We start from the raw sequence: 25,450 nt of genomic DNA, 5'->3' as shown, positions 1-25,450 counted from the left end.
ACCTGTTTTGATTTTCTTGGATATACGTTCAGACCAAGGTGGGTCAAGAACCGTAAAAGAAACAGTTTGTTTGTGAGTTTTACACCGGCAGTCAGCAAAGCGGCCCAAAAAAGCCATGAGATTCAAAATCCGTAAGTTGAAGATCCGAATGCGGACAGAACTGAACCTGATACAACTGGCAAACTGGCTAAACCCCATAATCAATGGCTGGTTGAATTATTATGGGCAATTTTGCCGATCGGAACTGTATAAGGTCTTCAGGCAACTCAACAAAGCGCTGGTGCGCTGGGCCAGGAGAAAGTTCAAGGCACTGAGCAGACACAAAACCCAAGCCTCAAAACTGCTTCAAAGGATCGCAAAGCAGCATAAGGGGCTGTTTGCCCATTGGCGGGTAGGAATGACAGGCGTGTTTGCCTGATGGGAGCGGTATGAGTCGAGAGGCTCACGTACCGTTCTGCGAGAGGCTGCGGGGGTAGTTCCTGTGGCCTACTCAACCGGTCGTGGATCAGCTCAAAAATATTTCTCAGATAGCGCATTCAAGACACCGCAGTCAGCTCAGTTTTTTATTGGAAATCGTCGCGGGCTTAATTGCTTATACATTCCAACCTAAAAAACCGAGCTTGAATTTACGGGATTGTGATATCGCTATTTTTAAACGAAGCTGAGGTTAATTATTCATTTCTGTTGTATGAGGAAAGTTTTAATACTTGTTTATTAACACTGTTAATTTTAATTTCTATTTTGTTTTTTGTCCTTACCATTGTATCTAAGGTTAATTTTTTCCTCATTATTTTAGAAGATAGCCCAGAAAGACCCATTGCATTGTCGCCATAGTTTTCACGCATAAATGCGACCGCATCAGAGTGGCTTTCATTGAGAACTTCACGAATACTATTGGTAAAATCTAATATGTGTCTGGTTTTATCATCACTCAATCCTTCTAATGCCCTATGGTGTGATATAGCCAGATCAGCAAGTTTATAAGCAGGGATTTTTATTGGTAGTAATTTTTTCATAATTTCTGATGTTAATAAACTTCCTGCGGTGACTTTTAGATTCTCTTTATTGAATGTCTTTTTTATTGCTTTAGTGATGGGGTTTTTATCGTAATTGTTGATATCGATTATCATGTTTCTTGTTTTAGGGTAAGGGTGAGCTACCTTCAGCTTTTTATTTAATTTTCCAATAGCTGTATCATTAAGGTAATTTAATCCTGTTCCGGCTAATGCGCCAATACCCGAGCCCGCTATAGTGCCGACACCTGGTGCTATAACACTTCCTATAGCGCCGCCAATAGCGCCGCCGGCTATACTGCTTCCGGTACTTAATAGTGTTTGTAGTGCAGTTGTCCCTATATTTTTAGCCACATTATTTCCAGCAGATTCAGGGGAGTCCATTGATTTTAAGGTCCAGTCTAATTGTGTTAAGTGACCTTTGACCACAACCATCCATTTGTAATATTCAGAAATGTTTTCTTTCCAGAATTCATAGTCCTGAATTTGATCTAAGCTAACAGAACTATTTCCCATTATGGTATCTAAATCCAACCCGATTTCTAACGGAGCACTGTCTATATCATCATTAATAGAATGATTTGACTGTATTGGCAGCTCTTTTGCTCTATTTTTAAGATGGTTTTTATTTTCACTGTGTTTATTTTTTGGCATATTATCACCTAATGGTTTTATGATAAGAAAAATATTGGTAATATTTATCTATAAGATTCATTCGATAAAATAAAAAATTGAATTTATTAATAAAATATTTTATATAGAATACCAATTAATAGATAGGAGATTGTTTGTCATCCTGTTGATGAAGAGAATAGTTAAAAAATAATTTTAAATTCCGATCAATTTTTCAGAATCCTCTTTTGAGATAATAATGTTTATCCCATTTACCCTAATAATAGCTTCTTGACTTTTTACCCATATGGAAAGGATATCTTTTATTTTAGGTAAATAAGTTGAATAGGTAATGCCCGAAACCTCAAGAATAATGTTTTTATTTTCATGACTATCATTATTGTCTGTGGCGGATTGAGTGATCAGATTCACTTTATTAAGGGCAAGGCGAGCATCTTCTGTACCGCCTAAGTCGGCACATAATTTATCTGTCAGGGCTTGATTTATTTGTGAACTGTCCAGGCTAGATTTTTGATCTACAGTAGCGGATATTTGGCTAATGGGTATGATACTATTTTCAATATTTTGCAGCTTCATTGGCACGGTAATAGAATAGAGTAAAGAGAGGCGCGGGCGATTACCCAGCGCTTGCCAAAAGTTACCCAGACTGTTTAAATTTTCCTGTTGTGGAATAACCCGAGTATATGCACCGGGAATACCAGTTAATTGGCGATTATTTATTAATGCATTTAAAACCCGTGTCATGATTTGTGCCGCCTGATTATCCGGTTGGCTATCTGGGCTAGAGCTATCACTTGAGGGTTTATTAGCATCCCAGTAAGTGATTAAATAGTTACAATTGATATTGACCCATCCCGGTAATAATGTGCTGGTTGTCGGGTTATAACGTCTTGCCTCAGCAGATCGTAATTGTAGATCTTCATGTATTTCATAAAGAAATACACTGACCGTCGGTTCTGATTGAATAGAATTAATTTCGGGTAGGTCAAAACGAATATCGATGTTATTCTCTTTAGTATTTAAATACAGGGATAAAATAGTATTTAATGCCTTGTTAATTTCAATAATAGCATTGTCGGAAGCAATTATTGTTGTCATATTATCTCCAATTTTATGAAATGGTTAAAATACCAATCTGCCAGTTTTGTTTAATTCAAGTATCACAGCCCGTTCTATATGTTCATTTTCAATTTTATCACAGTTATCATCTGCTGATAATATTGATGATAATAAGGCAATGTTTCTGATATTCGCTCCTGTTAGGTCAGTTCGTTTAGCCAGATGGTCAAAATTAATTTCGTCGGATAATTTAAGTTGTTTCGGCCAAATGATTTGCCACATTTTTTTACGTAATGTTTCGTCGGGATAAGTAAAACGGGTAATAAAGGTAAAACGGCGATTAAACGCGTTATCCAAATGGCTGCGATTATTGGTGGCTAAAATGACTAATCCCGGATAATCTTCTAATCGTTGTAACAGATAAGAAACTTCAATATTGGCATGTCTGTCTTGGGCATCTTTAGTTTCACTGCGCTTACCAAATAAGGCATCAGCTTCGTCAAAAAATAGCACCCCAGAATCGGCTTCGGCTAAATCGAAAATATGCGCGATATTCTTTTCCGTTTCGCCAATATATTTATTCACCACGGTAGAGAGATCGACTTTAATCAGATCGACACCAAGCTGTTCGGCAATCACTTCTGCGGCCATTGTTTTTCCGGTTCCTGATTCGCCGTAAAATAGTGCGCTAATACCGGTACCATAACCTATTTTTTCCTGAAAGCCGGTCGCCAGAATTTGGTCACGGTAATGAATGGCGGCGATAATTTCTTTTAATTGCTGCGCTAAGGCATCTGAAATCACTAAATCTTTAAAGCTGCGTTTGGGGGTGATTCGTTGGGCTAATTTGCCAAAATTCTGTTGAGCGCGGAAATTTAATGCTTTACGTAGATCGGTTTCTTCTAATTGGCCTGTTGGTTGCCGGAGTATTTGATATTGATATGCTTCTTTAATAATGAGTGGTAATGTTTCTGCTGTAAATGAAAAACGCTGACATAGCTGAGTCATATTGATTTTCTGAGTGATATTATCCGGTAAATTTGCTTGCAGCATGGTTTTTCTATCCGCCACAGTGAGTGCTGGCATATTAATTTGTACCATTGGTAGATGTTTAATCCACATTAATGAATCTTGTGGTTCTGCCAGACAAATTACGCGTAATTTAGGTTGATTGAGTAGGGTGGATAATTCGTTATGCCATATTTTCTTTTCTTGCGTCAATAAAGAGAAGCTGCAGATTAATAAACAAGCATCGTGTAGACGGACTTCCCGTATTGCATTTGCCAGCAAGTTAGCTATTTCAGTTGGGTTCTCGTCATCTGGCAGACGGGCTAAATCAAGAGTTAACGTATTGATATCATGAGAAGCCATAATATTGATTACTGCTAATTCTTTGGCACTGTCCTGTTTTCCTCTAAGTATTACCAGTGGAAGAATCTCGTTGGTTTCATTCAATAATATCTTTTCCAGTGAATCATAAAGAATTGGTGGGTACCAATTTTGCGAGGCAGGAATGCTCCAATAAGCACAGGTTGTTAGAGGAGGTAAAATAACCCGCTGGCCTGATAAAAAATGCCAGATAGCACTGTGGGTTAAAAATTGCGTTTGTAACCAGACCGATTCTTGGTAGTTATTGAGCTGTAATAGGTGGCTGTTAATTAACGGTGTTTGTGGTAACAAGCTGTTTTGTAGTAATTGCCAATCACTTTGGCGTTGGCTAAATAATTCAATTGCTAAAGCAAAACTAGGCCACTGTTTTTTACTATTGCCATTTAGAGCAGAAAATAGTGAATGATAACGACTGTCAAAATGGGGCAATAAACCTAACAACAAGGTATCACGTTCAAATTCAGTGAGTTCAAAACGTTCGACCAGGAGTGATATTGGATCAAAGGCAGGGGGTTCCTCGGTTGTTTCTGAGCAGTGAATAGTCTTATCTGCTTTAGGTAGCCAGTGAGGAACACCGAATGGTTCTGCCAGACGTTGTTCTATTTCATCTTCGGCAAGTAAAAAACTCTCCGGCAATGAATCGTATCTGTCTCTTTTCTGGTAATAATAGTGCTGCAATCGCAGGTCAATCCGTTCCAGATGGGAATAAAGCCAGCGGAATTCAGGGGTTATAGGTTGAAGTTCACCGTGATTATTTGTTAGCAGGTAATCCATATAAACCTTTTAAATGTTTTGCCAGTCAATCCTTAAAGGGCGATCTAGCCAGGAGAATTTGGCGATATTTAATGGCCACGGCCAATCGGTTAATAGTATGTCAAATGGTTGTTGTTGTATCGTAATATTGATTTCCTGTTCATTGATTCGCAATTCACCCGGACGTTGTAAGAATAATTGTCGAACGTCATTGCGGCTTAGTTTTTTCCAGGCAGGAAGTTGGGTGATAATAGCATCCAGCCATTGTGTGGTTATTAATTGTTTTTCTGGTTCAATAGAGATTGATTCACTATTTTCATCAGCTATTAACCCACATAGAACGTTATTCAGCATTTTTCGTTCTGTCGGTGTTTCTTCGTTTTCCCAAATCAGGTAATTAAGGAAATTGACGGCACTAAACTGGGCCTGACGATGGATAAATTTTTTCTCCTTAAGTAGGTCAAGATGATTAAATAGTGTGGACAGCACCGGCCATAGAATTAATATACCGGCATTATTGACTTGGCGCGATTCAGGTAATAAAACGGTTTTGGCGTGTGGCAGGTTAATTGTTTGAAGCGGGTTATTGTTATTGACTCCTGTAATGAAAGTGTTATCTGGCGCAGATTCTGCGTCAGATTTATTTTTATTTAATTTATTTGAAATGAAGTATTCTGATAAGTACGAGTATTCATTAACTGATAAATATTTTTTACAGAGTTGTGAAACAGGAATAGTTTGCCAAAGATGTTTTAACCAACTATTTAATGGAAGCGGGTGAGTGATAATTTGGTGAAATAATTCAATAATAGGTGTTGCATTGAGTTTACCGTTATTCAGTTCAGTTGTGATGCGTGATATGACTTTCACATCAAGTTTAGGTATTTCCTGTGTATTGTGTCGTTGCATGTATCCCAGTGCATTGAGTATCAATTGCCCGGGGGAGATAAACTCCTCCCGGTATTGTGGTCTGTTTGCTCTTTCAGATAATCTGTAATTGATGGCGTTTAATAAAGTGGATTGTTTGATTGCCAAGAGTTGTTTTAGGCTCGGTTCAGATAAACAGCTTTTTGCCAATAATAATGCTAGCTTGCTCTTTATCTGAATTATTTGGTTAGTTAAATGTTTAATATCACTATTTTTACTATTTATTATTGCCTCCATTTTATCTAATGTCGAGTCTTTTTGATATAAAGTGTGAATAAATTTCTCTGCATTGATTGGGCTATAATCGCCAAATAAAATAGGGTTGTGGATAATTTCATTTGGTATAGGTTCATTCAAACTAATTTTTTCTTGATGATTTGTTTGATATTGATTTAGCGCTTTATTTAAAGCCATATTAAGCTGGCGTGGAAACACTGAATTGAAGTTATGTAAGCTTATTTCACCAAGATCTAAAGTCAATGTTTCTAGATATATATCCTGATTAATAGGATGTTGAGTAAAGAATGTATTGAATAAGCTATTTATATTGGCTTGATTAAGTAGGGAGCTATGCAATACTGTTTTAGCCACCTGTTGATTGTTAGCTTCAATAGTAATGGTAATCCGATTTAACAGATTTAGCTCCGAAGTCATATCAATATATCCTTGATGATTAGCAAATAATAGATAGTTTAGATCTGTATTTATGGAATTAAATCTTCATAATAAATGCCAGAATATAATAAGGGGGGATAATATTAGCGCTCGCATCAACATTATGGGTATGTTCATTACCATTACCGGCATTAGAGGTGTAGAAGTAATAAGGATAATTGTCCGCTTCTACAAAAAGGCTTCTGCCGTTTTTTGTTATGTAGCTTGTAAAATCGTAAGAATTAGGGTTATTGTCAAGTTGTCTGGGGACAGTTTCATGAGGTTGATCCAAATTATATCTTGCACCTTCTCGGCTAAAGTAAGCCATTCCTCCTATATGTTGATGCTCTGGTATTTGATCCAGGGACAGTTTTGTACCTTTTATGGTGATTGTCAGTTCTTTATTAGTAGTACTTATTTTAAATTGCTTATTATTAGCAAAAAGACCAGAAGCTTTTTTTCCATTATTTTTATTAATATCGGAAACTTTACCGCCTAAAATAAATCGATCGATTAAATCTGGCGTGCCATTCTTACCATCACACAGCGCCCAACCATCAGGAATATCACTACCAGAAAACATCACAATTATCCCTTTGGGGAGTACATTATTGGAATCAATACTGACACCGCTTGAATCAACAATGATTCCGCTACCTGCTTTGACTGAAACACCATTATTATCAACGTTAATCCCATCGTAAGGTTTAATTGCTAACGCTTTTTTATCAAAATGCAGTCCGCCAGTTGAATTAACAACTGTCTGTAAAGTTCCATTATCCGTCAAACTTAAACCATCACCAGGTTCTCCTGATTGTCCGGGGGCTTGCCCGGTTGCTTTGCGGCCAATGTCAGCAATATCAATCAGGTCAGAATAATCGGTTTGTAGGGGAATACTGCCTTCTTTAAAACGGCTTTTTAGATCATTTGTTGAAGGACCGGTTGATTTAATATTAGCATTTTCTAAATTGTTTTCTGAATTAGATGGGTTATCTTTATTTGCCATTTTATCACCTTGTATATAATATCAAATAATTCTATTTTTCTTGATTTCTCGTTCGCAGGTTAAATCTGAAAATTTTAAAATGTCAGTATTTAAATATTTTTACTAGAATAGGGTACATATAATAATTGATTGCTGATAATGACTTCTGTATTCCATTCAGTTCCAGATTCACCAATTACCTTAATACGCTGCTGTGCGGTAGCGATTCGCATACTACCAATACCTGTTACCGCGGAAGGTACTCTTCCCAAGGTTAAGGTTTCTAAAATGTTATATGCCTCGTCTCCTAAAGGAGCGCCATTATTTTGCCAACGTTTATAGGTACTGGCAAAGTTATTAAAATGTTCCAGTGACAGCCAGTGAATAATCATGGAAAGATGGGCGGGAAACTCAGCTAAAATTTCGGTTTTCACCCAAGATTCCAATTTATAAGGATCAACACCTTCATTCTCAATGAGTTGGCGATTAATCACTACACTGACCACGAATGAAAAGCGATCGGCTAAAGCATATTTTTCGCTGGAGAAATACCAACGATAGCGCCATGCTTCTGCTTCTGGTGGAAAATTACCTGATGAGTCTTTACTGCGTTTAATGAGTATCTTTCCTTGAATGCGATCAAATTTAACTATTGTTGCCTTGAGTTCATAATTAGCTTCTTGGGTTGGTTTGGATGGGGTAATGACATATTTCAGTGTAATTTCATCTTCTTCTTCGATCATCGCTGGAAAGGGGCTTTGAGTGCTGGAAGTGATCCAGCGTTCATCTTCAATATCACTTTGATAGGTTTGATCGGTATAAACCAGTTGATAATCCATATCTTCCAGCCATACCGGACTGTTTAGCCAGCGCAGTTTATCTTGTTCAAATGCCTGTTGTACTCTGCTCAGATTGCGCTCCAGTTCGCTGCTGTTACTGATATTAAGAGAGAAGGTATCTTCTGTGACATCTGTAATCATTTGACCACGCAATACCAGTTTGTTATCACCTTCATAGACAATGAGATTTATTACCTGTCCTTGCAGTAACCGGCCTGCTGTACCTTGCTGGGTAATTTTTAACTGATCGCCTTCAATCGTTAGCGAATCAGGTTTTTGCTCGGTATCAAATGCTTTATCAGGTTTTACCGGTAAGAGTTGGCGATGTTCAATCAGATAGAAAGGCAAGTTAGCCAGATTAGGTGTTTCACTAAAACACTCTCCGCCCAGACCTAGCCGGGCAGCGATACGTTTCTGGAGTGCTGACACCTTATCGATACGAATATTGTTACGTTGATAGGCCAGTTCAGGTTGTTGAGCTAGGTATCCCCGTTGAGTAGATAAGAAATCCAGTAAATCTAGTGTAAGTGGCCGGGCTGCGCGCTGAGTACCAAAATAACCCAACAGATAATCTACAATTGTCAGCTCTTTTGCATAGTTTTTGGTTTGAATAACACTTTCATGAGAGATTTGTGAATCATTGTTGAGTTTTGCTATCAAATCAGATTCTATGTTTTGATGGACTTGCTGACTGACCGTATCAGCTTTGAAAGGCCATTGAACACCGTAAACGTTATTTCCCCGTTGTTTAAACGTCAATAGTTTTGGCAACAAGTTGAGTTCGGCGCAGCCATTAGCCAGCATCTGTTCGAACGGCAGCATAAATTGGTGTAATTGTACTTGTTGTTGGCTATTGGCATAGGTCTGTAACCCATAGCAAGCGGGTAATTTATTGCTTACCGGATAGTAATCCAGGACTTTTCGATGTTTTCCCCAATTTAATAATTCCGGCTGTGTATTAATTAGCGGATCGGCAACGATTTTTTCCTCTATTTGTTGTTTGGAAACGATAATATTAATTCCACCTTTGGCGGTAATGGTGAGTGGGCTGTCTGATGAGGTAATTAATGCCAGTGGATCGCTGCCCCATAATCTGGGGTAATATCCCTGGGCGATTTCCCAGGACCAATTATCGTTCGGTAACGGAGAAATTATTTCATCGTGCTGAGTGAGGGCTAATTGGGTGACGTTTTGTACTCCTTTAATCGTCAGTAATTGGTTAACCAAATGGCTTAAATTTAATACGGTAGCGCTGGTGTAATCTTTGGCTTGCGGTAATGTCGGTATCCAGCCGTGATGTAAATAGGGGCCGGCAAATATCTCTTCGTTACTGTAACCCTGATCTTTTATGGTCTGCGTGGTATAACGTTCGGGCTTTGCCTGCACCATATTTTCCGCTGTCATATAAACTTGAGCAAATATGCCAGCGATATCGTTGACATCATCATCAAGTTCAATGTCAATTTGTAGAGGAAAATCGGTGGGTTGTAGCCAGATAATATGGCTGACGGATTCCCCCAAGTTACGATTATTTTTCAGGAAAGTCTGCAAACTTTTCTGAGCGGCAGCTTTGTTATTTTCAGTTTCCCGACTGGGGAGTAAATAGAGCCAATAATTTCCTCTTAACGTTAACCGTTCGCTATTCGGGGTTGAAGTAAAACTGTATTCACGTTTTTCTTTGTTATACCAGTATTCATAACGTTGATTTTCAGGTTCGCGAATAAGCTGTACATCGTTAAAGAAAAAATAACTTGTGCTTTTTTCACTAACGGCGTCGCTACTATGCAGGTCCAGCAAAGCCCGGCGATAATCCTCCGCGGTAATCGGTCCACAGGTCAGCATTTGCTGTGGTCCAAACTCTTGCGGGAAAATACCGTCACTGGGAGGCTGTTCCTCTTTTTTCGGGGTAAGCAGATCCCTGAGTGGCAGTGAATGACGATAGGCCAGATCGGAAGCACCATAGCAGCACGCTTCTAGTAAGGTGATTCCGGGATCACTTTCGCTGGTATTGCTCCAACATTGGCCCGCTTGCTGCTCAATAACCGCTTTGGCCTGCGAGAGTAAGGTGTCAAAGGTAATGTCGTCTTTCACAATGGGGAATAGCGCATCCTGATTATTCATGATCAACTCCTTGGTTTGGGGAAGTGTCATCAGGCCAGACTAGAATCAGCACCTCGTTATCGGCAGCCTCGATACTTTTACCCACGGCATTTTCACCCACGGTACTGGCACCCACGGCATTGGTGAAGCGGTTGGCTACTGTCATGCTTAAGTCAGTGACGCGTTCTACCAGAGGGGATTGTTGGATGGTGGCTAACAAGGGGTAGTAGTCAATGCGATTGCCGGTTGTGACGCCAATAGCGGTATTTTCTCCCCACGGCATGTATTTTCGGCTTAGTTCTTGTTGTAGCTGATGATGACCGTAGTCAGGGTTAACGCCCGGGGCAAACACCAGTTGATAGTGGATCTGGACATCAATGTAGGTGGGATTGCTAATTTCAATGGTTGTCCAAGGGCTGCTGAGTCGAGCTAACCAATCGACCATCTCTGTCAATCGAGCCGGGTTTAGCGTTGGCCGTAATGCATCACCGTTATCTTTATAACGGCTGTCAGGGATCACAATCAGTCGTTGTATTTCCGGTGCCGGAATTTGGGTTAATTCATTGACGGAGGGGTATTGGACATCAAATAAGCTGACAAAATGATCTTTCAGTAAGGTGGCAATATTTCCCCAGCTAAGTACCCGGTTACGGTGGGACAAGCGGGCAGGGATGCGTGTCAGGAAGGATTGTTCGGTTTCTTGTGGACGACCGTTCCAGGAGGCCCAGGGTTGTGTGACGCTACTGATTGCAACAGATGCGTTGACCGGTTGTTTAATGCTGTTGGCGGTTAATCCGTTGATAAAGTGATCTTGTTCAATGGTTTCTGTCTTGATTAAGGTGGCAGTGGTGGTGTTATATAGCAGGCCCTTAATACGTGGGTAATCCTGAGAATCAGTCTGATCAGTTATCACTGCTTTTAGCCAGTATCGTCCCGTCGGCATCAGGGCGGCCTGATTTGAAGCATCTTGTGGCAATAAGGTGCGCCAGATACCCCGGTCAAATAGGTGATGAGTTTTATCATCAACTAATTTATCCAATTTGCTCCAGTTATTGCTAGTGTTGAGGTAAAACCAGGATAAATTGAGCGCCTTAAAACCGACTAATTGCCAATAGAGAGATAAAGTTTGCCCCGGCAATACACCCGTAAAGCCTAAGTAGAATGCTTCGTGAATGAGTGTTGGCGTTTCTGTGTTTGCATTCCCCCAACCAAAAGGAGTCAGAGGATAGATGGTGAATTGCTCGGGTTTAATTTTGGCACAGAATTGAATCTGCAAGGCACTGATTTGTGGAGTATAGGGGACGTTTTTGCCGGTAGGATTTTGCCAATATTGGGCATGCATAAAATCTTGTCCCGCCAATTCTATGCGTACTGACGCAGGCCAGTCATTGGGGGATGGGCTGTCTGCGAGAGGGTACTCCATTTTCGGTAAGGTAAATTTCAGGCTTTGCCCTTGCGGTTCTTTATCTCCACTAAATAATGGTTGAGCCTCATTAAGTTTTTCTCTCGTTTGAGGTGTAACTAAATAGCCTTGGACTTTAAACGCGCTATTATCAGGTTCAGGAGTGTACCCTTTATACCATGCTTTAAAACTCATTGTGGGCAAGCCAATCCATTGAGGAGTCAGGGAAAGCGTTGCATTTTCGGAACCATACCATTCTGGAGCGATCAGATTAAAACCGGAGCCTAGCAATGGCGATTGACCAAAGGGGAAGCTGGTGGTATCCGTTTGTTCAATACCACTGTCAGAGTCATAGTGCACATTACGGTTGCCGTTAATATTGATCTCAATGCCGGTAATTTTGGGCAACATGGGCTTCTGAGTAGTGCCTAATGTTAATACCGGTGAGTCGAATGTCATGCCATCAAGGTTATCTGGCGGGCTGATAGGATCGTCAGTGGATGATAATTTAAGCTCAATATTCTTTTTGTCGATAAGTTTTACCGACAACGATAACCAGTGATCTTCTGCACTGATTTTAGCGGTGAGGTATTCAGCTTGACCTTCCCAATCGTTTTCCAGCGTCAATGTGATATGACGTTCTCCAGCGGACATAGCAAGTAAAGATGAGGTGATCAGATAACCGGATAGCACTGGCACATCATTGGCTGTTGGGCTAAAAAGTTGAATGCCATTTTCAGGTAATGCAATGTTATCCGAAAGGTTAAAAGGTATTGCCGATTGCCAGCCGTTGTCACCGTTTTTTCGATACCAACGTAAGTCGGTTAGCTCCCCTTGATTCGCCAATAAATCCATGTCTGACGCATATTGTAACGGGTTTCCGGCGCTATCCTGTCCGGCATCAAACAGGGTGCCTTGTGGTACCAGAAATTCCGCGTTATTCGTGTTCAGGGTAATGCCGATGGCAACACTATCCGCTTGCGCACTTCTGGGTTTTAGGCCCAATAATTGCCGATAGTAAAGATCACGATGACGGGCCGGGAAGGTATTCAATAATCGGTTGGTTGTTTCTAATAGTTTTAAAAAAGCCAGTACAAAAACTTGATGTGCTGGTAAAAGTCCATCCGCTTTGTTAGCGTGTTGGTAAATATCAGCTAGTTGCTGAGGACTATTTTCTTGAATAAAGTAAAAACTATCCCAGAACTGTTTTTTCTCTTGATCGAAAGGGATGATTGCGGTGTATTCTTTAAGCCAGTTTAAAATATCCAGCGTACTTCTTTCATCAAGTTTAAATTCAGTATCTGGCACAATAGCAGAGAGTTTATTGTCTAACTCGGCCTGTCCCATATTTATTACCACCTGTTATTTGAATATATTCCTGATAGTTTTTCAGGAGATCGTTGTTATTTAAAAATAAAGTTGAAGCGGTTATTTATCCGGCACTGACAGTATATTGACTGGCAATAAAACGGCCTTTTCCCATACTCGGCGTTGTCACATCGGGGCCACTCGATGGATTATTTGCCGGTTGCGTCGGGGTGAAACGGGCAGTAAATTGTTGCCCGACAATAATCACTGTGGCGGGAGTGCGGCAAAAGTTTACCTGCTGGTTGGTATCTAATTGAGCAATGGTGACTATGCCCATGCCGGGTACCGGATGGCTAGGGGTAATATATTGCGCTTGAAGCTGTACTGTTTTTTCGTCACCCACAATAACGATTTTTTTGCCTTGGATTTTGGCGTGTCCGCTGCCTCGAATGGTTGCAGGCCCCAGAATTGTGACTTGCCGGTTGCCAAACAACGGTTCGAATAGCAGGTTGTCGCCATCAACTACCAGTTGTTTACTCATAAGCTCACCCGTACCAGACCCTCATTAACCTCAAGGACGCCTTCAATCTGTTGGCTGATGTCGCTGCCTCTCAACGCATAGGTAACCTGAACATGTAGAGTGTTGGGCAAGTTTGTTCTCTGGTTCACTTGAATCTCGGTAATTTCCGCGCGCGGTTCATAGCGTAATACCCGTTCTTCAATACGGGTTTGAATTTCTGCCATCAATTCATCACTGATATTGGCAAACAGATAATCATTCAGACCACAGCCATAGTCTTCACGCATAATCCGTTCGCCGGGTTCAGTGAGAAAAAGAATATTCACACTTTGGCGGACATTTTCTGCTCCCTCAGCCATGATGACGCCAGATTGTATTTCAGGCGGGTTATCATTGATAAAAAACTGTGGTGGAAATGCCCAGCCGCGACCATAAATATCGGTCAATATTTTATTTGTCATCTTATTGCCTTGTTATTGTGTTAGGTTAATTTTAGCCCCTTTAATATCAACTCCGGATTTTCCAGCGGCAGAGAGGGATTTTTCAGCCTCTATTTTAATTTCTTGCGCATGAGTAATGAGATTCTTAGTTGAATTAAGCGTGATATCTTTATCCTGTTGCAGAGATACGGTATTTTTTCCGCTATTCAATGCGAGGGTTTTATTTTGATTATCGAAGGCTAATGCTTGCTGATTATTTCCTTGTTTAATCACTAAGGTTTTTATCGGATTTTTTTCACTCGGCTCTAGCGGGGATTTATTTTTAGGGTTGTGCATCGCGCCTAATATCACCGGGAAGCGCGGATCGCATTCAAAGAAACCGATAATCACCTCATCCCCCGGTTCCGGGTAGAAGCAAAATCCGCTTTCATGACTGGCGTAAGGTTTACCTAAACGGGCGAAAAGTACCCCATTAGTTAAGTTTAGGGCCGGTATCCTGACGGGAATACGGTCCGATGATTGGCGGTCTTGTTGGTATTTTTCCACAATGCCGATGTGTAGCTCTTTTACTGGCGGTACAGCCTGTTCCGTTTCCGGCAATAAGCCGAGTATTAACCGGGTACGCCAGCCTTGTCGCTGAGAAATCGTTTGGCTCACGCCAGTGATAATGGCTTGACCATCCATCCCTTGCCCAAAGCCGCTTAATGCCAGAATATCCCCCGGCTGATAACGATCATTGCCTTCGACTTCAACATTGCCGGATATGTTATGACTTCGCCGGTTATCCATGATGCCTTGAGCAAGATGTCTGGCTTGTTCATTATCCAGCGGGTAGCTGAAAGTCCATTGCCAGTCTTGATTGGTCAGATCTGACAGGCCATCTATGGCAAGTTGACCACCGCCAAGGCCGCTGTTTTTTGCTTGAATTGCCTGAGATAGTTTTTGTTGGGTAATGTCCCAAGAGTGTACGCTCACCGTTTTAGGGCTATATTGGTTGTCCCATTGTAGATTCGCTTCAAACAGCACAATGTCCTGATCGTTGGCCCGCTGACGAACAGTATGCACGGTTGATTGATTAAGCGCTTTCGGCGTAATCAGTGTGATCGTCTCATTACCAGGCAGCAGCCAGGTATTCGTGGCCAGCAGCCGATTTTTTAAAAAGGCCCAGTCATTGCAACGGAACTGCACCATTTGTTCATGCACTGTTTTAAGTTGAGGTGCTTGTTTTATCGTTGCGGTTATACCTATTTGGCTGAATAACTTTCTGATAATCGCCTCATCACTTTGTTGGCTGAATAGTTGCGAATGGAGGCCATGAGTGAGTTTTTGTAGCGCATGCTTGGCCGTCAGGGTAATTAGGCTGTCTTGACCTTTTAGCCTCAGCGTTTGCCGAACAATGATCCCTTTAAACAATACCGTTTTTTCGAACTGCACGATAAGTTCATGATTTGGACGGCAGTTTGCCAGCTCAGCCTGTGCCCTGGCATCAAAAATTTGGCTGGCATCACCAGCTATGTTTAGAGTGATGTTGGCCGAAGGGATACCATTGATGTGATGGTTGACAGTAAGCGTGATGACAGAGAATTGGTTGAGTGTTTTTCCATCTATTTTAATGGTTATTGCGGGTATCTTCATTCATCCCCCTGCGCTTGCAGTGTTTGACCGGGAGTGAAGTCATCAAGATTATCCAGGTCGTTTTGCCAGGCGAGGGAGAGATAATCAATGCCGCCAGCCAGAGAGGCGCCAGCACCTAAGGCAATCAAGGGCAGGGAGATCATATCGGTTACGCTGACTGCGGTAACGGGCGGTGATTTTAATTGGTGCTCGGTGGCTTGAATAACCAAGCTTTCGTCTGCGACTAAGGATAAGGTGGCGCTAGCCCGCAATGGAGTCGCATCACGATCGAATAGGGTGTAATTAATCGCAAGGCCGCTGGCTCGGCAGGCAAAATAGCCTTTGTTTTCCCAGCGCATTTTGCCCCATTTGATTTTAAGGAAGTGGGGGACGTGAGTGCTGGCATCGACTGCGCACAAAGATTTCAGGGTCGCTAGTTGGGTTTCTACCGGCGTGTTATTGCCGGGCATTGTGGCGTCAAATAACAGGGCCAATGACAGGCCGGCAGGTTGCGATAATACATAGCGGCTGCTTTGACTGGCACTGTTAACGCTTTCATCTTGTTGATAGCGAGTCTGATAATCGAGTTGGATGGCGTCGGGGTTATACATGGCTTGTAAACTGCCTACCGAGACTTTACCTTCCCGGTCTTTGAAGGCGGTGAGTGTGAGTCTGGATAGGCTACGTTCAATTAAGCTCATAGTGACCTCCGGCTTCACGCAATGCGTCTAATACTTCCTGTTTCACTATTTCAATCAGGCGGGCATTATCCAGCGTTTCTTGAGCTAACGTCCGTGGAGGGACGAGATCGTTCACTGAATCGGTGACTTTGACTTGAATAATCAGTTCCTTAATTTCTACGGTCATATTTTCACTCCTAACCAGCGCATATCCTGATAACGTAATTCCAGTGAGTTCACCAAAACGGCATTGCTATTGGCATCAAAGTCACTCGTAGACCAGCTAACCGGCAATGCATTACTTAGTGTCCAGCTTGCCACCGGTAACGCATTTTCATTCAGTAACATGATGACAACATCGGCATAGACCGCTTTTTCACCACGCAGGACGCGATCAAATACCAAAGTCAGCGGTGTGATTGTCATAACACCGCGTTCCAGAAGCAGACTGCCATGCTGGATTTTCTCGGCCAGCCAGATGTTTCTGGCGTTTTCTCCACCTTGACTGTATTGGGTGGTTTGCAGTTCACGGCTCAGGCCCGATATTCGCTGAAAGGCAATATCCAGTGGGCTAGGGATATTGTTAAAAAGAAAACTGGCGATAAAACGGTGTGATACTGACGGGGTATAGAGGTTATGCATGTTTTGCCCCTGCTTAACTAGGTATGGTACCGGTACGGGTATCAAATGTCAGATTCAGCTCAATGAATTCCGCCGGAATTAAAACGGCCAGTCTGATCTTGATGATCATTTTCCCGGCCCGCAGATCCGCTTCACTCATTGATTCGTCAACGCCCAGTAATATTTCAAATGCTTGATCTTCTTGGGTGCCTCGTAGCCCACCTTTTAGCCATAACTGACGTAGCCAGTTGTGGGCCTGACCTTTAAATTTCATCCAGGTAATGGCGTTATTCGGCTCAAAGACAAAGGCTCGGCCCAATTGGGTCATATGGGCTTCGATATAGGAAACCAAACGGCGGATCTGAATATAGCGCCAGGGAGAACCGGGGATGTTTTCCAGCGTGCGACAGCCCCAAATTTTAATGCCTTTGCCGGGGAAGCTGCGAACCAGATTTAACGAGGCGCCATCCCGATTAAAGAGCGCATCGGCTTCAATATAAGAGCGTACCGGGCTTACCACTTTAGCTAATGCGACGTTCGCGGGTGCATGCCAGACGGCCATTTGGTTATCGTTACGCTGAATGACGGCAGCCACTGCCGCAGTCGGTGAAAGCACAATAGGTTGGCCGTTTTCTTGATAGGCACTGTTAATCCCCGGCCAATATATGGCGCCCCATTGTCGATCATTGGAAGAAAACTGCGCTAAACATTTGGCGGCCAGTGCCGGGTTATCTGGCGCATCCAGTAATCCCATAATGCCGCGTCGGCTTTGACAAAGGTCAAGCGCTGATTGCCAGAACTGTAACCAAAGATCTATGTTGGCACTGGGATCGCCTCTCTGATTAAAGTGGGCAATGTCAGGAATAACAATTAGTGTGATTTCACTCTCTGTGGAGATCGCTTGTTTTACCCAATCCTGTTGTAGTGCTTTGATCAAGGAAGAAAAATTTTCTAAGGGTTCGTTAGAACCTACTGACAGCACATAAGCTTGCTGACCGCCATTTTCAAAAAAGTGGCGCACGGAATAGTACATTAACCCTGACTTATCCCAGATCAGGGGAAAATCGGCCAGGCTGTTTAGTTTGATTGTGATGTTATCGTTAGTATTTTCGTTTGTAACCGGTCGGGTATAACCAATAAAGACCGGTACGCCGATAAATGCATTCTCCGGTTTTTGGGATATTAGGTTTTCCGTTATCGTAACGCTTGGCTGTTTTATCTCCATTAGCATTATCGTCTCCTCAAATGGCTGAATAGACGCGGTGTTAAGCCGCGTCTCGGTACGGTTACTGGGCTACATTTTGGCTAAACTGGAGGATAATAAATTCAGCCGGGCGTACCGCCGCTATACCAATTTTGACGATCATTTTCCCTTGTTTAATATCCGCATCGGACATAGTGATATTTTCACCAATCTGGACAAAATAGGCTTCTTGTGGTTTGTTCCCCGCTAACGCTCCTTGCTGCCAAAGTTGATGGAGATAGTTGTCAATGGCTGACCGGACTCGTTCCCAAGTGGGTTGGCTATTGGGTTCAAAGATGGCAAATCGCATTGCTTGCTTGATGTCCCGTTCTGCCGCATTAAATAAACGCCGAACTGGAATGTAGCGCCAGTTGTCATCGTTTTGCAGAGTACGTGCGCCCCAGACGACAAAACCTTGGTGGCTGAAATAGCGAATAGCGTTGATGCCTTTCGAATTCATCTCCCCTTGTTGATCGTCAGTAAGCCGTTCGGCCACATCACTAATCCCGTTAAGTACAACATTCGCTGGTGCTTTCCAGACGCCACGGTTGGCATCAGTGGCGCAATATACGCCTGCTATAACTGCGCTGGCAGGAATGATGTTGTCATGAGATGTTATGGTGTTATTTATTGCATCAACGACTTGCTGGTGGACATTTTTGTTCTTCTCTTTGAGTTGTGTCAGATTTTTGACTGCATCTGGTTTTGTTGTTGCATCTTCATAACCTGAAACGGTTATTACACTCTCTTCTGCTTGAATAAGTTGTGAGACTTTTACTGCGGGATAATAGGTTGCGGTTTGTGAAGGCACGTTAGCGCTGATGGTGGATGTTTTATCCTGATTGTCAGCGATAAGGAAATAGCCCTCATTCAATAATGAAGGTGTCAGACTGTTATATATTTTGCTCTGGTAATCAGAATCTTGTTCAGGGCAGACGATTAAAGTGATTTCTAAAGCTTGCCTAATTAACTCAGAGATTAATGCCAAAGTCGTATCTTGGGTATCGGTAATTGGCAGGATATAACAAGGTCCGCCGCCATTCTGAAAATAAAGTTTTAAAGCATCACTGCTCGTTGTGTAAGTACCGACAGTCACCTCGTAAGTGTAATCTGTGCCGGTATCGTCTGCATCAGGAGCGATATCGGTTATGGCGGCAATTTCTGTATTGCTGTCCACTTTTTTAGGAGACGATGGCGTAGACGCAGTTGATTTGATTGTTATTGAGGTAATACAACCCACATTAAATAATTGAGTGAAATCCAACCAGTTACTAACGCGTGTCGCTTGTGGCGTTGTGCTGGTTTTTTTCGGTGAGAAACGGCCAATAAAAGCCGGGATTGCCGTATTTCCCTGGCTAACAGAAAGCGCCAGTGATGCATCTTCTTCAATATAGACGCCGGGATAGGTTGGTGTTGTTGGCATTCTGCCTCCAATTATTGTGCGATATCCTGCGTGAACTGCAAGATAATGAACTCGGCTGGACGAACCGCCGCCAGACCCACTTTGACAATCATTTTGCCTTGTTTGATATCGTCATCGGTCATGGTGATGCCTTTACCGATTTGGACAAAATAAGCCTGCTCGGCTTTGTTGCCCATCAGTCCGCCTTGTTGCCAGAGGGCATAGAGATAATTATCGATAGCCCGATAAACGGCTTTCCAAGTGGGTTGGCTGTTAGGTTCAAACACCGCGAAACTCATGGCATTTTTAATGTCTCGTTCTGCGCTGTTAAACAGGCGACGAACGGGGATATAGCGCCAGTGATCACTGCCATCAAGTGTGCGGGCGCCCCAGACTGTGGCGCCAGTATTCGGAAATTCGCGGATGATATTAATCGCTTTGCCGGTGTTATAGATGCCTTGCAAATCATCGGTAACTTTAAATATCGGTTTCATCCCACCTTGTAACACGACATTTGCAGGTGCTTTCCAAACGCCACGGGAGCGGTCAACCGAGCAATAGATGCCGGCAATGGCAGCGCTTGGGGGAATGAGAGTATCGGTTGCCCAATCTGCTGTTAGCCAGGGATAATAAACGGCAGCAAACGGGTTTTGATCATAGTTATCTCGGGATGTGCCATCTGATTTTAACGCGGCCGTTGGGCCATCAAAAATGGCAAATAGGGCTTTGCCCGGTTGGCAAAGTGTGCTGACGGCATTGTTGATGGTTTCTCCGGCGGCAACCAGTAATGTCACATCGTCAAGTATTGGGAGCTGTTTTTCTAAATCTTGAGTTCTGATGAGATAGCCATATCCCCCGCCGTTAATAAAATAGGCGCGTAGTGAAACGTCAACGATATTTTTAGGATCAAATTGCTCACCTTTTAGTGTCAAATAATCCAACCAGCTATTAATACGGGCAGGGGTATCTGTGGGTAAAAATGCATTGTCATTCGCAACGGCAAAGACAGGCACTGCTGTTGATCCTGAGCTAACCGAGAGTGCGAGTGAGGCGTCTTCTTCAATATAAACACCGGGATAGGTTGGTATCGTTGGCATATTGCCTCCAATTATTATGCGATATTCTGTATGAATTTCAGAATGATGAGTTCAGCGGAACTCATACATTGTAATGATCATTTGTCGGCGTATTGGCAGCCTGATTAGGCCGCTTGAATTGTCACTCGATCGGCTGTCAGAGTGATTTCCTGAATTGCAATTTCATTACTGGCGGCATCGAAAGCAGGGGAGGTTAATGAGGTTGGAAAGGCATTTGCCACGTTCCAGGACATTAAAATTTCAGTACCTGCGTCATTGGTTAAGCTAATAGCGATATCTTTCTTTTCAACCTGATTAAGCTGAATAGAATTAATCCAGTCAAAAAGTTTGGTATCGCCAGAGAATATACCTTTGCGTAAAGTAATATTAATCGACTGACGTTGGCCTGGCATTTTATAGTAATTACCGATGCCATCTTTATACTCTATTACATCATGGGAAATATCGAGTCCTGAAACGCTGGTAAAAGGGATTTGCTCATCACCAATCGACACAACAAATCGATAAACAGGAATGGGATAGTCAACAGCAATTTGTTCTGGAGTTATAGCCATGATTTTTTCCTTTGTTTATTATTTACATTTAAAATATTAATAAAGTGTTTTTACTTTGTTTTTATTAGTCATGAATTATGGGTATAGCTACCGCAACAACCTGAAATTAAAAGGTTATTATCCATGATAAATATTTGTTTAGTGATTTATTTAAATCACTTGTAGTTAAATAGTGAAATTATAGGTGATAAGGTATACATATAATTTTTATTTTATGAGTATCATTAATTAATAGGAAGCGCAAGATGAATTTATTAATGATGTTACATATCTACATATTTATATTGTTCTTGTAATTCATGAAGGGTAATTAATAGAGTTATTTTCTATTTATCTGGATTAACGACCTAATTATATATTTTTATCTGATCAACTTATGATCATTATGTGTATTTCGTTCTGTTATTTAAAAGATGAGGTTGGTATTATTTTGCTTTAATTGAGTATTTAATTCCCTATTTCTTTCTCAATAGATAGTTAGCAAAAATTCGCTGTCCATGTTTAAAAAGCCTGAGTCAATGAAAGGTATTTTTCCTTAGCAAAAGACAGTTTTGCATACCCCATTTTTACAAAAATGTGATCTGTGACAGGCTCGGTACAACAGTAAGTCTTAACAACAAATTAATTTAATATATAAAAAATATTTATTTATTGTTACTTGCAGCTAATTGACAGAATAAAATTCATTGATTTTTTAATAGGCTATATTATCAATTTTAATCGATATTCACGATTGAAATTAAAATATTTGATAGTTTTTGACGATCGTTTGTGTGATTTTTGAACGTTTTAAACAATTTTATTTTTAAAATTGTAACTCATAGAATTAATTTCAACACGAAACACTAAAATGTTTTAAATATTTTTATGTATGTTATTATTGCGTTAATATTTTATTTCATTTGGTGAGTATGTGAGTGGTAATGCGTCTCTTATTTTGATTTTGGAGTGATTAGCATGAACAAGAAAGTCAATGTACTGCGTAGCGCCAGGTGTCAATCGGGTTTTACGCTAATTGAAGCATTGGTTGTGATGATTGTTGGCATTGTGATATTGGCCGCAGCCGCAGCCGGGATTGGTAAGTTGTTTCGGGCTTCGGAAATTTCAACCGAATCGTCGAATATTACTCAGATGGCCGCAAATTTGAAGTCAATTAAAAATGGCGCCAAAGGCTATGACAGTTTGGATAACAAGATTGCCATTAATTACAAAGTCGTTCCCGCCAATATGACTCAGGATGGTAAGAGCGGGATTATTTTTAATAGTTGGAATGGCAAGGTAATCATTTCTCCGGGCGATGCCACCGCTCAGACCTTTAAGATTGAGTATCAAAATGTTCCTGATGAGGCTTGCCAGCAACTTTCGCTGAAATTGCGGGTTGCGGGTTGGTCGAAAATGACCGTGGGTGGTGGAAGTGGGAAAGGACAGCAATCTGGCATGGAAATTAAACCAGATTCGACTTTGGCGCAAATTGAATCAGCATGTAATGCCAATGATGCAAATACCGTGACGCTTGTTTCTGCCAGTTAGGGCATTGATTGTTTTGATGTGATATGTGGCTTGGCAGGCTTGGTGAAGGCTTCTCAAGCTGCATTTTTTGGCGAGGGAAGTAGCTGGTTTCGCTGGCTTTGGTTTTGTTGTTGTTTCCCTTATCCAATGCGGTTTGTTGTGTGCTGAATCTGCCGGGAGATCATCATGATGATAGGGTGGTTGCAATCTTCTACCGGATGTCTGGTCTTGGCGGCTGGGTTGCTAGGGTTGTGTGTCGGAAGTTTTCTTAATGTGGTGATCTATCGCCTGCCGATGATGATTTTCTCTGAGATCAATAATGAGGCTGCCGACTTTAATCTCTATTTTCCCCGTTCCCATTGTCCACGTTGCCGTCATGTGTTGGCGGCCCGCGATAACATTCCCCTGTTGAGCTATTTGTACCAGAAAGGGCTCTGTCGGTACTGTAACGGTACGATTTCTATACGCTATCCACTGGTTGAAGGCACGGTAGCGGTACTTTTTTCTTTACTGGCTTTGGCGTTGGGCTGGAGTTACGGGTTGTTAGGGTTATTGGTGCTGAGTTCGATGTTGATCGCACTGGCGATCATTGATTTCGAACATATGCTGCTGCCCGATCAACTGACGCTTTCGTTGCTGTGGCTAGGGTTGCTGTTCAATCTGCATTCTGCTGGATTTGTGGCATTACCTTTGGCCGTCAGTGGTGCGGTTTGTGGATATCTGTTTTTCAGGCTGGTGGCGTGGATTGCCCGGAGATGGGTCCAGCGTGATGCGTTGGGAATGGGAGATGCTAAATTTCTGGCGGCGCTTGGCGCCTGGTTGGGGGTGGAAGCGCTCCCATTCATGATTTTGCTTGCAGCAAGTTTCACACTAATAAGTTATCTGACGATTTGGCGACTATGCAGAATGAGAGCGGCGCCACAGATACCTTTCGGCCCAGGTCTGGCCGTGGCTGGATTTATTATGGCGCTTTTCAATAGGTAGTCAGGCATGAGTGAGCCGCAGTGTAGTTCCCTTGGGCGGGATCGCTTTTGGGGTAAATAGTTTATCGGATGGAGTAAATTTTCTTACTTATTATTAAGAAGGACTATTTATGCATGATGATGAGTCTGTATCTGGATTGATGATAAGCCGCCATGATGCAGGTTTCACTTTGCTGGAAGTGACTGTTGCACTGATAGTACTGGCATCAATGATGGTGGTTGGTGTGGTTTATCTAAACAGACAGAGTGACATGCTGGTGAACCAGGTAGTCGCCGGGCAGATCCAACATCTTGGTGATGCGGTGGTGGATTATGTTAATGACAATTACGTCGCTCTAAGTCGTGGACCCACTCCAGCACCAATTAATTGGGCAGAGGTAACCCCCTATTTACCGCCGGGGCTTGACCAGAATACGGTCAATCCGCTGGGTCAGAAATATGATGGCGTATTACGTGTTGTCATGCTGCCTAATGGCAAAAAACGTATTGATCCGTTGATTTATACCGTTCCGGTAGTGGCTAATGGAAAACAGCCAAATGTTGCTAAACATTCGATGAGGATTGCGCAATTGATTGGGGTTGGTGGCCTGTATCTGGATTACGGAAATCGGGATCATCGTAATCCGGCCACTTATTGGAATAGTTATGGTCAGGTCAATACGCCTGGATCTTTTGCTGGTTTTTTCAATGAACAACCCAAGGAAATTGGCCGTATTTTTTATGCTCCGTTCATGCGGGATGCGTCAATCTATGGCCCAGGGACATTGGCGGGCGACTTGCTTCATCGACAAAAAATAGGCGGGCATCCAGAGTGGAATAGGATGGAGACCAGCATCAATATGGGCGGTAATGGTCTTGAGCAGGTGGGTATGCTGTCGATGCAAGGCCCCGGCATGGTTAATGGTGTGAATAAGATCGCCTTTTCTTCCCGCTCTCAGGGAAAACCCTCCTATATTGAACAAAATAGCGACGGTGAAGTGGTTGTCAATCCAGAGCATGGCACGTTGTTTATTCTTGATGGTAATGCCAATCCCGGTAGTAAAGGTACTTTGGCTGCCGGTGATATTCATGCAGATAAGAACGTCGTTGTTGGCAATAATTTAGTGATAAACACTCAAACTGGAAATCTTGTCGGCGGCAAGTGCCCTGCGTTAGGTAACCTGTCCATGAGCAAGCAGGGGGAACTGCTGGTGTGTCAGGGAATTAATGTTGATAAGTCAGATTTGGAATGGAGAGATGCGAGTGGAAGCAGGCGGTTATTGGCAAATCAAACGGTAATCAGCAGTGGCTATTGGCTTGCATCGGGAATGTCGTCAGGGATAACAAGTAAGACAGGCACCTATTATGTTAGCGGTGGCGGTAAAGCAAACAGTCGGAGTCGGCCTTTTTTTAACAATTCAAATGCCCCTGTGTTAGTCACCGTCTCTACACCTCCGATTTCTAATAACTATCGTATGCGTTGCGTGTTGGCGGTGTATGAAGCGGATAAAAATGGCAACAGCCAGGAATCTGATTTGCCGCTTGTTTTTCAACGATCTGGGCTGGTGGATGATCCAGAAGCAAGTTCCAATGTAAATCTACAGAATACGAGAACTTGCATAGTGACATTCATTGCTGGGCCACATCGCAAATATAATATTGCCAGCGTGTTCCATTCTTCTAAAAACAGGTCCCATATTTTGAGAAGTCATAACTGATGAGCAACAACATCTTGTGTATCTGATG

21 protein-coding genes and 1 pseudogene are annotated in these 25,450 nt (G+C 42.3%); 5 read left to right on the top strand and 17 right to left on the bottom strand.

The genetic code is table 11. The annotated features are described in order from the left end of the window. Positions 1-148: 148 nt before the first annotated feature. Together ACGF5R_RS13225 and ACGF5R_RS13220 are read left to right on the top strand one after the other, a co-directional pair. Entirely contained in the window at positions 149-418 is a 270-nt protein-coding gene (locus ACGF5R_RS13225; RefSeq protein WP_387691210.1) for a group II intron maturase-specific domain-containing protein, read from the top strand. Between the two features lie 88 nt (positions 419-506). Continuing rightward, a pseudogene (locus tag ACGF5R_RS13220) lies at positions 507-665 on the top strand (IS982 family transposase); the annotation flags it as partial. 6 nt (positions 666-671) lie between these two features. Here the strand turns inward: ACGF5R_RS13220 and ACGF5R_RS13215 are convergent. The 17 genes from ACGF5R_RS13215 to ACGF5R_RS13135 all read right to left on the bottom strand — a co-directional run bounded on the left by ACGF5R_RS13215 (position 672) and on the right by ACGF5R_RS13135 (position 21,233). After that, entirely contained in the window at positions 672-1,667 is a 996-nt protein-coding gene (locus tag ACGF5R_RS13215; protein WP_387691208.1) for a hypothetical protein, read from the bottom strand. A 174-nt stretch (positions 1,668-1,841) separates the two neighbouring features. Next, positions 1,842-2,744 carry a DUF4255 domain-containing protein gene (locus ACGF5R_RS13210; RefSeq protein WP_112876569.1) on the bottom strand — a complete coding sequence of 301 codons (903 nt, stop codon included), beginning with the start codon at positions 2,742-2,744 and terminating at the stop codon, positions 1,842-1,844. A 24-nt stretch (positions 2,745-2,768) separates the two neighbouring features. Next, a complete protein-coding gene (locus ACGF5R_RS13205; RefSeq protein ID WP_387691206.1) occupies positions 2,769-4,868 on the bottom strand; it encodes an ATP-binding protein in 2,100 nt (699 codons plus the stop codon). A gap of 9 nt (positions 4,869-4,877) precedes the next feature. Beyond that, positions 4,878-6,428: a contractile injection system tape measure protein gene (locus ACGF5R_RS13200; RefSeq protein ID WP_387691204.1), complete on the bottom strand. Its 1,551-nt coding sequence runs from the start codon at positions 6,426-6,428 to the stop codon at positions 4,878-4,880. 58 nt (positions 6,429-6,486) lie between these two features. Continuing rightward, on the bottom strand, positions 6,487-7,434 hold the full coding sequence (locus ACGF5R_RS13195; RefSeq protein ID WP_387691202.1) for a hypothetical protein: 948 nt from the start codon (positions 7,432-7,434) through the stop codon (positions 6,487-6,489). Between the two features lie 89 nt (positions 7,435-7,523). Continuing rightward, the gene (locus ACGF5R_RS13190) at positions 7,524-10,373 is read right to left on the bottom strand and encodes a hypothetical protein (protein WP_387691200.1); all 2,850 of its coding nucleotides are present in this window, start codon (positions 10,371-10,373) and stop codon (positions 7,524-7,526) included. Further along, complete coding sequence (locus ACGF5R_RS13185) at positions 10,366-13,101, bottom strand: hypothetical protein (protein ID WP_387691198.1); 2,736 nt, start codon at positions 13,099-13,101, stop codon at positions 10,366-10,368. The genes ACGF5R_RS13190 and ACGF5R_RS13185 overlap by 8 nt, the downstream gene beginning before the upstream one ends. 85 nt (positions 13,102-13,186) lie before the next feature. Further along, positions 13,187-13,603, bottom strand: coding sequence for a hypothetical protein (locus ACGF5R_RS13180; protein WP_112876563.1), 417 nt, complete (start codon positions 13,601-13,603; stop codon positions 13,187-13,189). Next, positions 13,600-14,043, bottom strand: a complete 444-nt coding sequence (locus tag ACGF5R_RS13175) for a GPW/gp25 family protein (protein ID WP_112876562.1) — start codon at positions 14,041-14,043, stop codon at positions 13,600-13,602. Before ACGF5R_RS13175 ends, ACGF5R_RS13180 begins: the two co-directional genes overlap by 4 nt. 12 nt (positions 14,044-14,055) lie before the next feature. Next, positions 14,056-15,657 (bottom strand): phage baseplate assembly protein V, encoded by a 1,602-nt coding sequence (locus tag ACGF5R_RS13170; protein ID WP_387691196.1) that lies wholly within the window; start codon positions 15,655-15,657, stop codon positions 14,056-14,058. Then, positions 15,654-16,337, bottom strand: coding sequence for a hypothetical protein (locus ACGF5R_RS13165; protein WP_112876560.1), 684 nt, complete (start codon positions 16,335-16,337; stop codon positions 15,654-15,656). The genes ACGF5R_RS13170 and ACGF5R_RS13165 overlap by 4 nt, the downstream gene beginning before the upstream one ends. Continuing rightward, positions 16,324-16,503, bottom strand: coding sequence for a DUF5908 family protein (locus ACGF5R_RS13160; protein WP_112876559.1), 180 nt, complete (start codon positions 16,501-16,503; stop codon positions 16,324-16,326). The genes ACGF5R_RS13165 and ACGF5R_RS13160 overlap by 14 nt, the downstream gene beginning before the upstream one ends. After that, on the bottom strand, positions 16,500-16,958 hold the full coding sequence (locus tag ACGF5R_RS13155) for a phage tail protein (protein WP_112876558.1): 459 nt from the start codon (positions 16,956-16,958) through the stop codon (positions 16,500-16,502). Before ACGF5R_RS13155 ends, ACGF5R_RS13160 begins: the two co-directional genes overlap by 4 nt. Before the next feature lie 13 nt (positions 16,959-16,971). After that, positions 16,972-18,162 carry a phage tail sheath C-terminal domain-containing protein gene (locus tag ACGF5R_RS13150; protein WP_112876664.1) on the bottom strand — a complete coding sequence of 397 codons (1,191 nt, stop codon included), beginning with the start codon at positions 18,160-18,162 and terminating at the stop codon, positions 16,972-16,974. Between the two features lie 61 nt (positions 18,163-18,223). Continuing rightward, positions 18,224-19,603: a phage tail sheath subtilisin-like domain-containing protein gene (locus ACGF5R_RS13145; RefSeq protein WP_112876557.1), complete on the bottom strand. Its 1,380-nt coding sequence runs from the start codon at positions 19,601-19,603 to the stop codon at positions 18,224-18,226. An 11-nt stretch (positions 19,604-19,614) separates the two neighbouring features. After that, positions 19,615-20,679, bottom strand: a complete 1,065-nt coding sequence (locus ACGF5R_RS13140) for a phage tail sheath family protein (protein WP_387691194.1) — start codon at positions 20,677-20,679, stop codon at positions 19,615-19,617. A 104-nt stretch (positions 20,680-20,783) separates the two neighbouring features. Next, positions 20,784-21,233, bottom strand: a complete 450-nt coding sequence (locus ACGF5R_RS13135; RefSeq protein WP_112876555.1) for a phage tail protein — start codon at positions 21,231-21,233, stop codon at positions 20,784-20,786. A 957-nt stretch (positions 21,234-22,190) separates the two neighbouring features. Here ACGF5R_RS13135 and ACGF5R_RS13130 point away from each other — a divergent pair. The 3 genes from ACGF5R_RS13130 (at position 22,191) to pilV (ending at position 25,422) form a co-directional block, all read left to right on the top strand. Further along, positions 22,191-22,763, top strand: a complete 573-nt coding sequence (locus ACGF5R_RS13130) for a type 4 pilus major pilin (protein ID WP_112876554.1) — start codon at positions 22,191-22,193, stop codon at positions 22,761-22,763. Between the two features lie 165 nt (positions 22,764-22,928). Then, positions 22,929-23,726: a prepilin peptidase gene (locus ACGF5R_RS13125; RefSeq protein WP_387691192.1), complete on the top strand. Its 798-nt coding sequence runs from the start codon at positions 22,929-22,931 to the stop codon at positions 23,724-23,726. Positions 23,727-23,835: 109 nt separating this feature from the next. Then, complete coding sequence (gene pilV / locus ACGF5R_RS13120) at positions 23,836-25,422, top strand: shufflon system plasmid conjugative transfer pilus tip adhesin PilV (RefSeq protein ID WP_387691190.1); 1,587 nt, start codon at positions 23,836-23,838, stop codon at positions 25,420-25,422. The last annotated feature ends 28 nt before the right edge of the window (positions 25,423-25,450 follow it).

This window comes from Photorhabdus sp. RM71S, assembly GCF_042879355.1.
GTDB classification, from domain to species: Bacteria; Pseudomonadota; Gammaproteobacteria; order Enterobacterales; family Enterobacteriaceae; genus Photorhabdus; species Photorhabdus kayaii.
The sequence above is the reverse complement of the archived record's forward strand: the minus strand, read 5'-3'. Positions and strand labels throughout refer to the sequence as shown.

Coding starts and splice junctions, on each gene's coding strand:
- ACGF5R_RS13225 (WP_387691210.1), top strand. CDS start 149: ATGCGGACAGAACTGAACCTGATACAACTGGCAAACTGGCTAAACCCC.
- ACGF5R_RS13215 (WP_387691208.1), bottom strand. CDS start 1,667: ATGCCAAAAAATAAACACAGTGAAAATAAAAACCATCTTAAAAATAGA.
- ACGF5R_RS13210 (WP_112876569.1), bottom strand. CDS start 2,744: ATGACAACAATAATTGCTTCCGACAATGCTATTATTGAAATTAACAAG.
- ACGF5R_RS13205 (WP_387691206.1), bottom strand. CDS start 4,868: ATGGATTACCTGCTAACAAATAATCACGGTGAACTTCAACCTATAACC.
- ACGF5R_RS13200 (WP_387691204.1), bottom strand. CDS start 6,428: ATGACTTCGGAGCTAAATCTGTTAAATCGGATTACCATTACTATTGAA.
- ACGF5R_RS13195 (WP_387691202.1), bottom strand. CDS start 7,434: ATGGCAAATAAAGATAACCCATCTAATTCAGAAAACAATTTAGAAAAT.
- ACGF5R_RS13190 (WP_387691200.1), bottom strand. CDS start 10,373: ATGAATAATCAGGATGCGCTATTCCCCATTGTGAAAGACGACATTACC.
- ACGF5R_RS13185 (WP_387691198.1), bottom strand. CDS start 13,101: ATGGGACAGGCCGAGTTAGACAATAAACTCTCTGCTATTGTGCCAGAT.
- ACGF5R_RS13180 (WP_112876563.1), bottom strand. CDS start 13,603: ATGAGTAAACAACTGGTAGTTGATGGCGACAACCTGCTATTCGAACCG.
- ACGF5R_RS13175 (WP_112876562.1), bottom strand. CDS start 14,043: ATGACAAATAAAATATTGACCGATATTTATGGTCGCGGCTGGGCATTT.
- ACGF5R_RS13170 (WP_387691196.1), bottom strand. CDS start 15,657: ATGAAGATACCCGCAATAACCATTAAAATAGATGGAAAAACACTCAAC.
- ACGF5R_RS13165 (WP_112876560.1), bottom strand. CDS start 16,337: ATGAGCTTAATTGAACGTAGCCTATCCAGACTCACACTCACCGCCTTC.
- ACGF5R_RS13160 (WP_112876559.1), bottom strand. CDS start 16,503: ATGACCGTAGAAATTAAGGAACTGATTATTCAAGTCAAAGTCACCGAT.
- ACGF5R_RS13155 (WP_112876558.1), bottom strand. CDS start 16,958: ATGCATAACCTCTATACCCCGTCAGTATCACACCGTTTTATCGCCAGT.
- ACGF5R_RS13150 (WP_112876664.1), bottom strand. CDS start 18,162: ATGGAGATAAAACAGCCAAGCGTTACGATAACGGAAAACCTAATATCC.
- ACGF5R_RS13145 (WP_112876557.1), bottom strand. CDS start 19,603: ATGCCAACAACACCAACCTATCCCGGCGTCTATATTGAAGAAGATGCA.
- ACGF5R_RS13140 (WP_387691194.1), bottom strand. CDS start 20,679: ATGCCAACGATACCAACCTATCCCGGTGTTTATATTGAAGAAGACGCC.
- ACGF5R_RS13135 (WP_112876555.1), bottom strand. CDS start 21,233: ATGGCTATAACTCCAGAACAAATTGCTGTTGACTATCCCATTCCTGTT.
- ACGF5R_RS13130 (WP_112876554.1), top strand. CDS start 22,191: ATGAACAAGAAAGTCAATGTACTGCGTAGCGCCAGGTGTCAATCGGGT.
- ACGF5R_RS13125 (WP_387691192.1), top strand. CDS start 22,929: ATGATGATAGGGTGGTTGCAATCTTCTACCGGATGTCTGGTCTTGGCG.
- pilV (WP_387691190.1), top strand. CDS start 23,836: ATGCATGATGATGAGTCTGTATCTGGATTGATGATAAGCCGCCATGAT.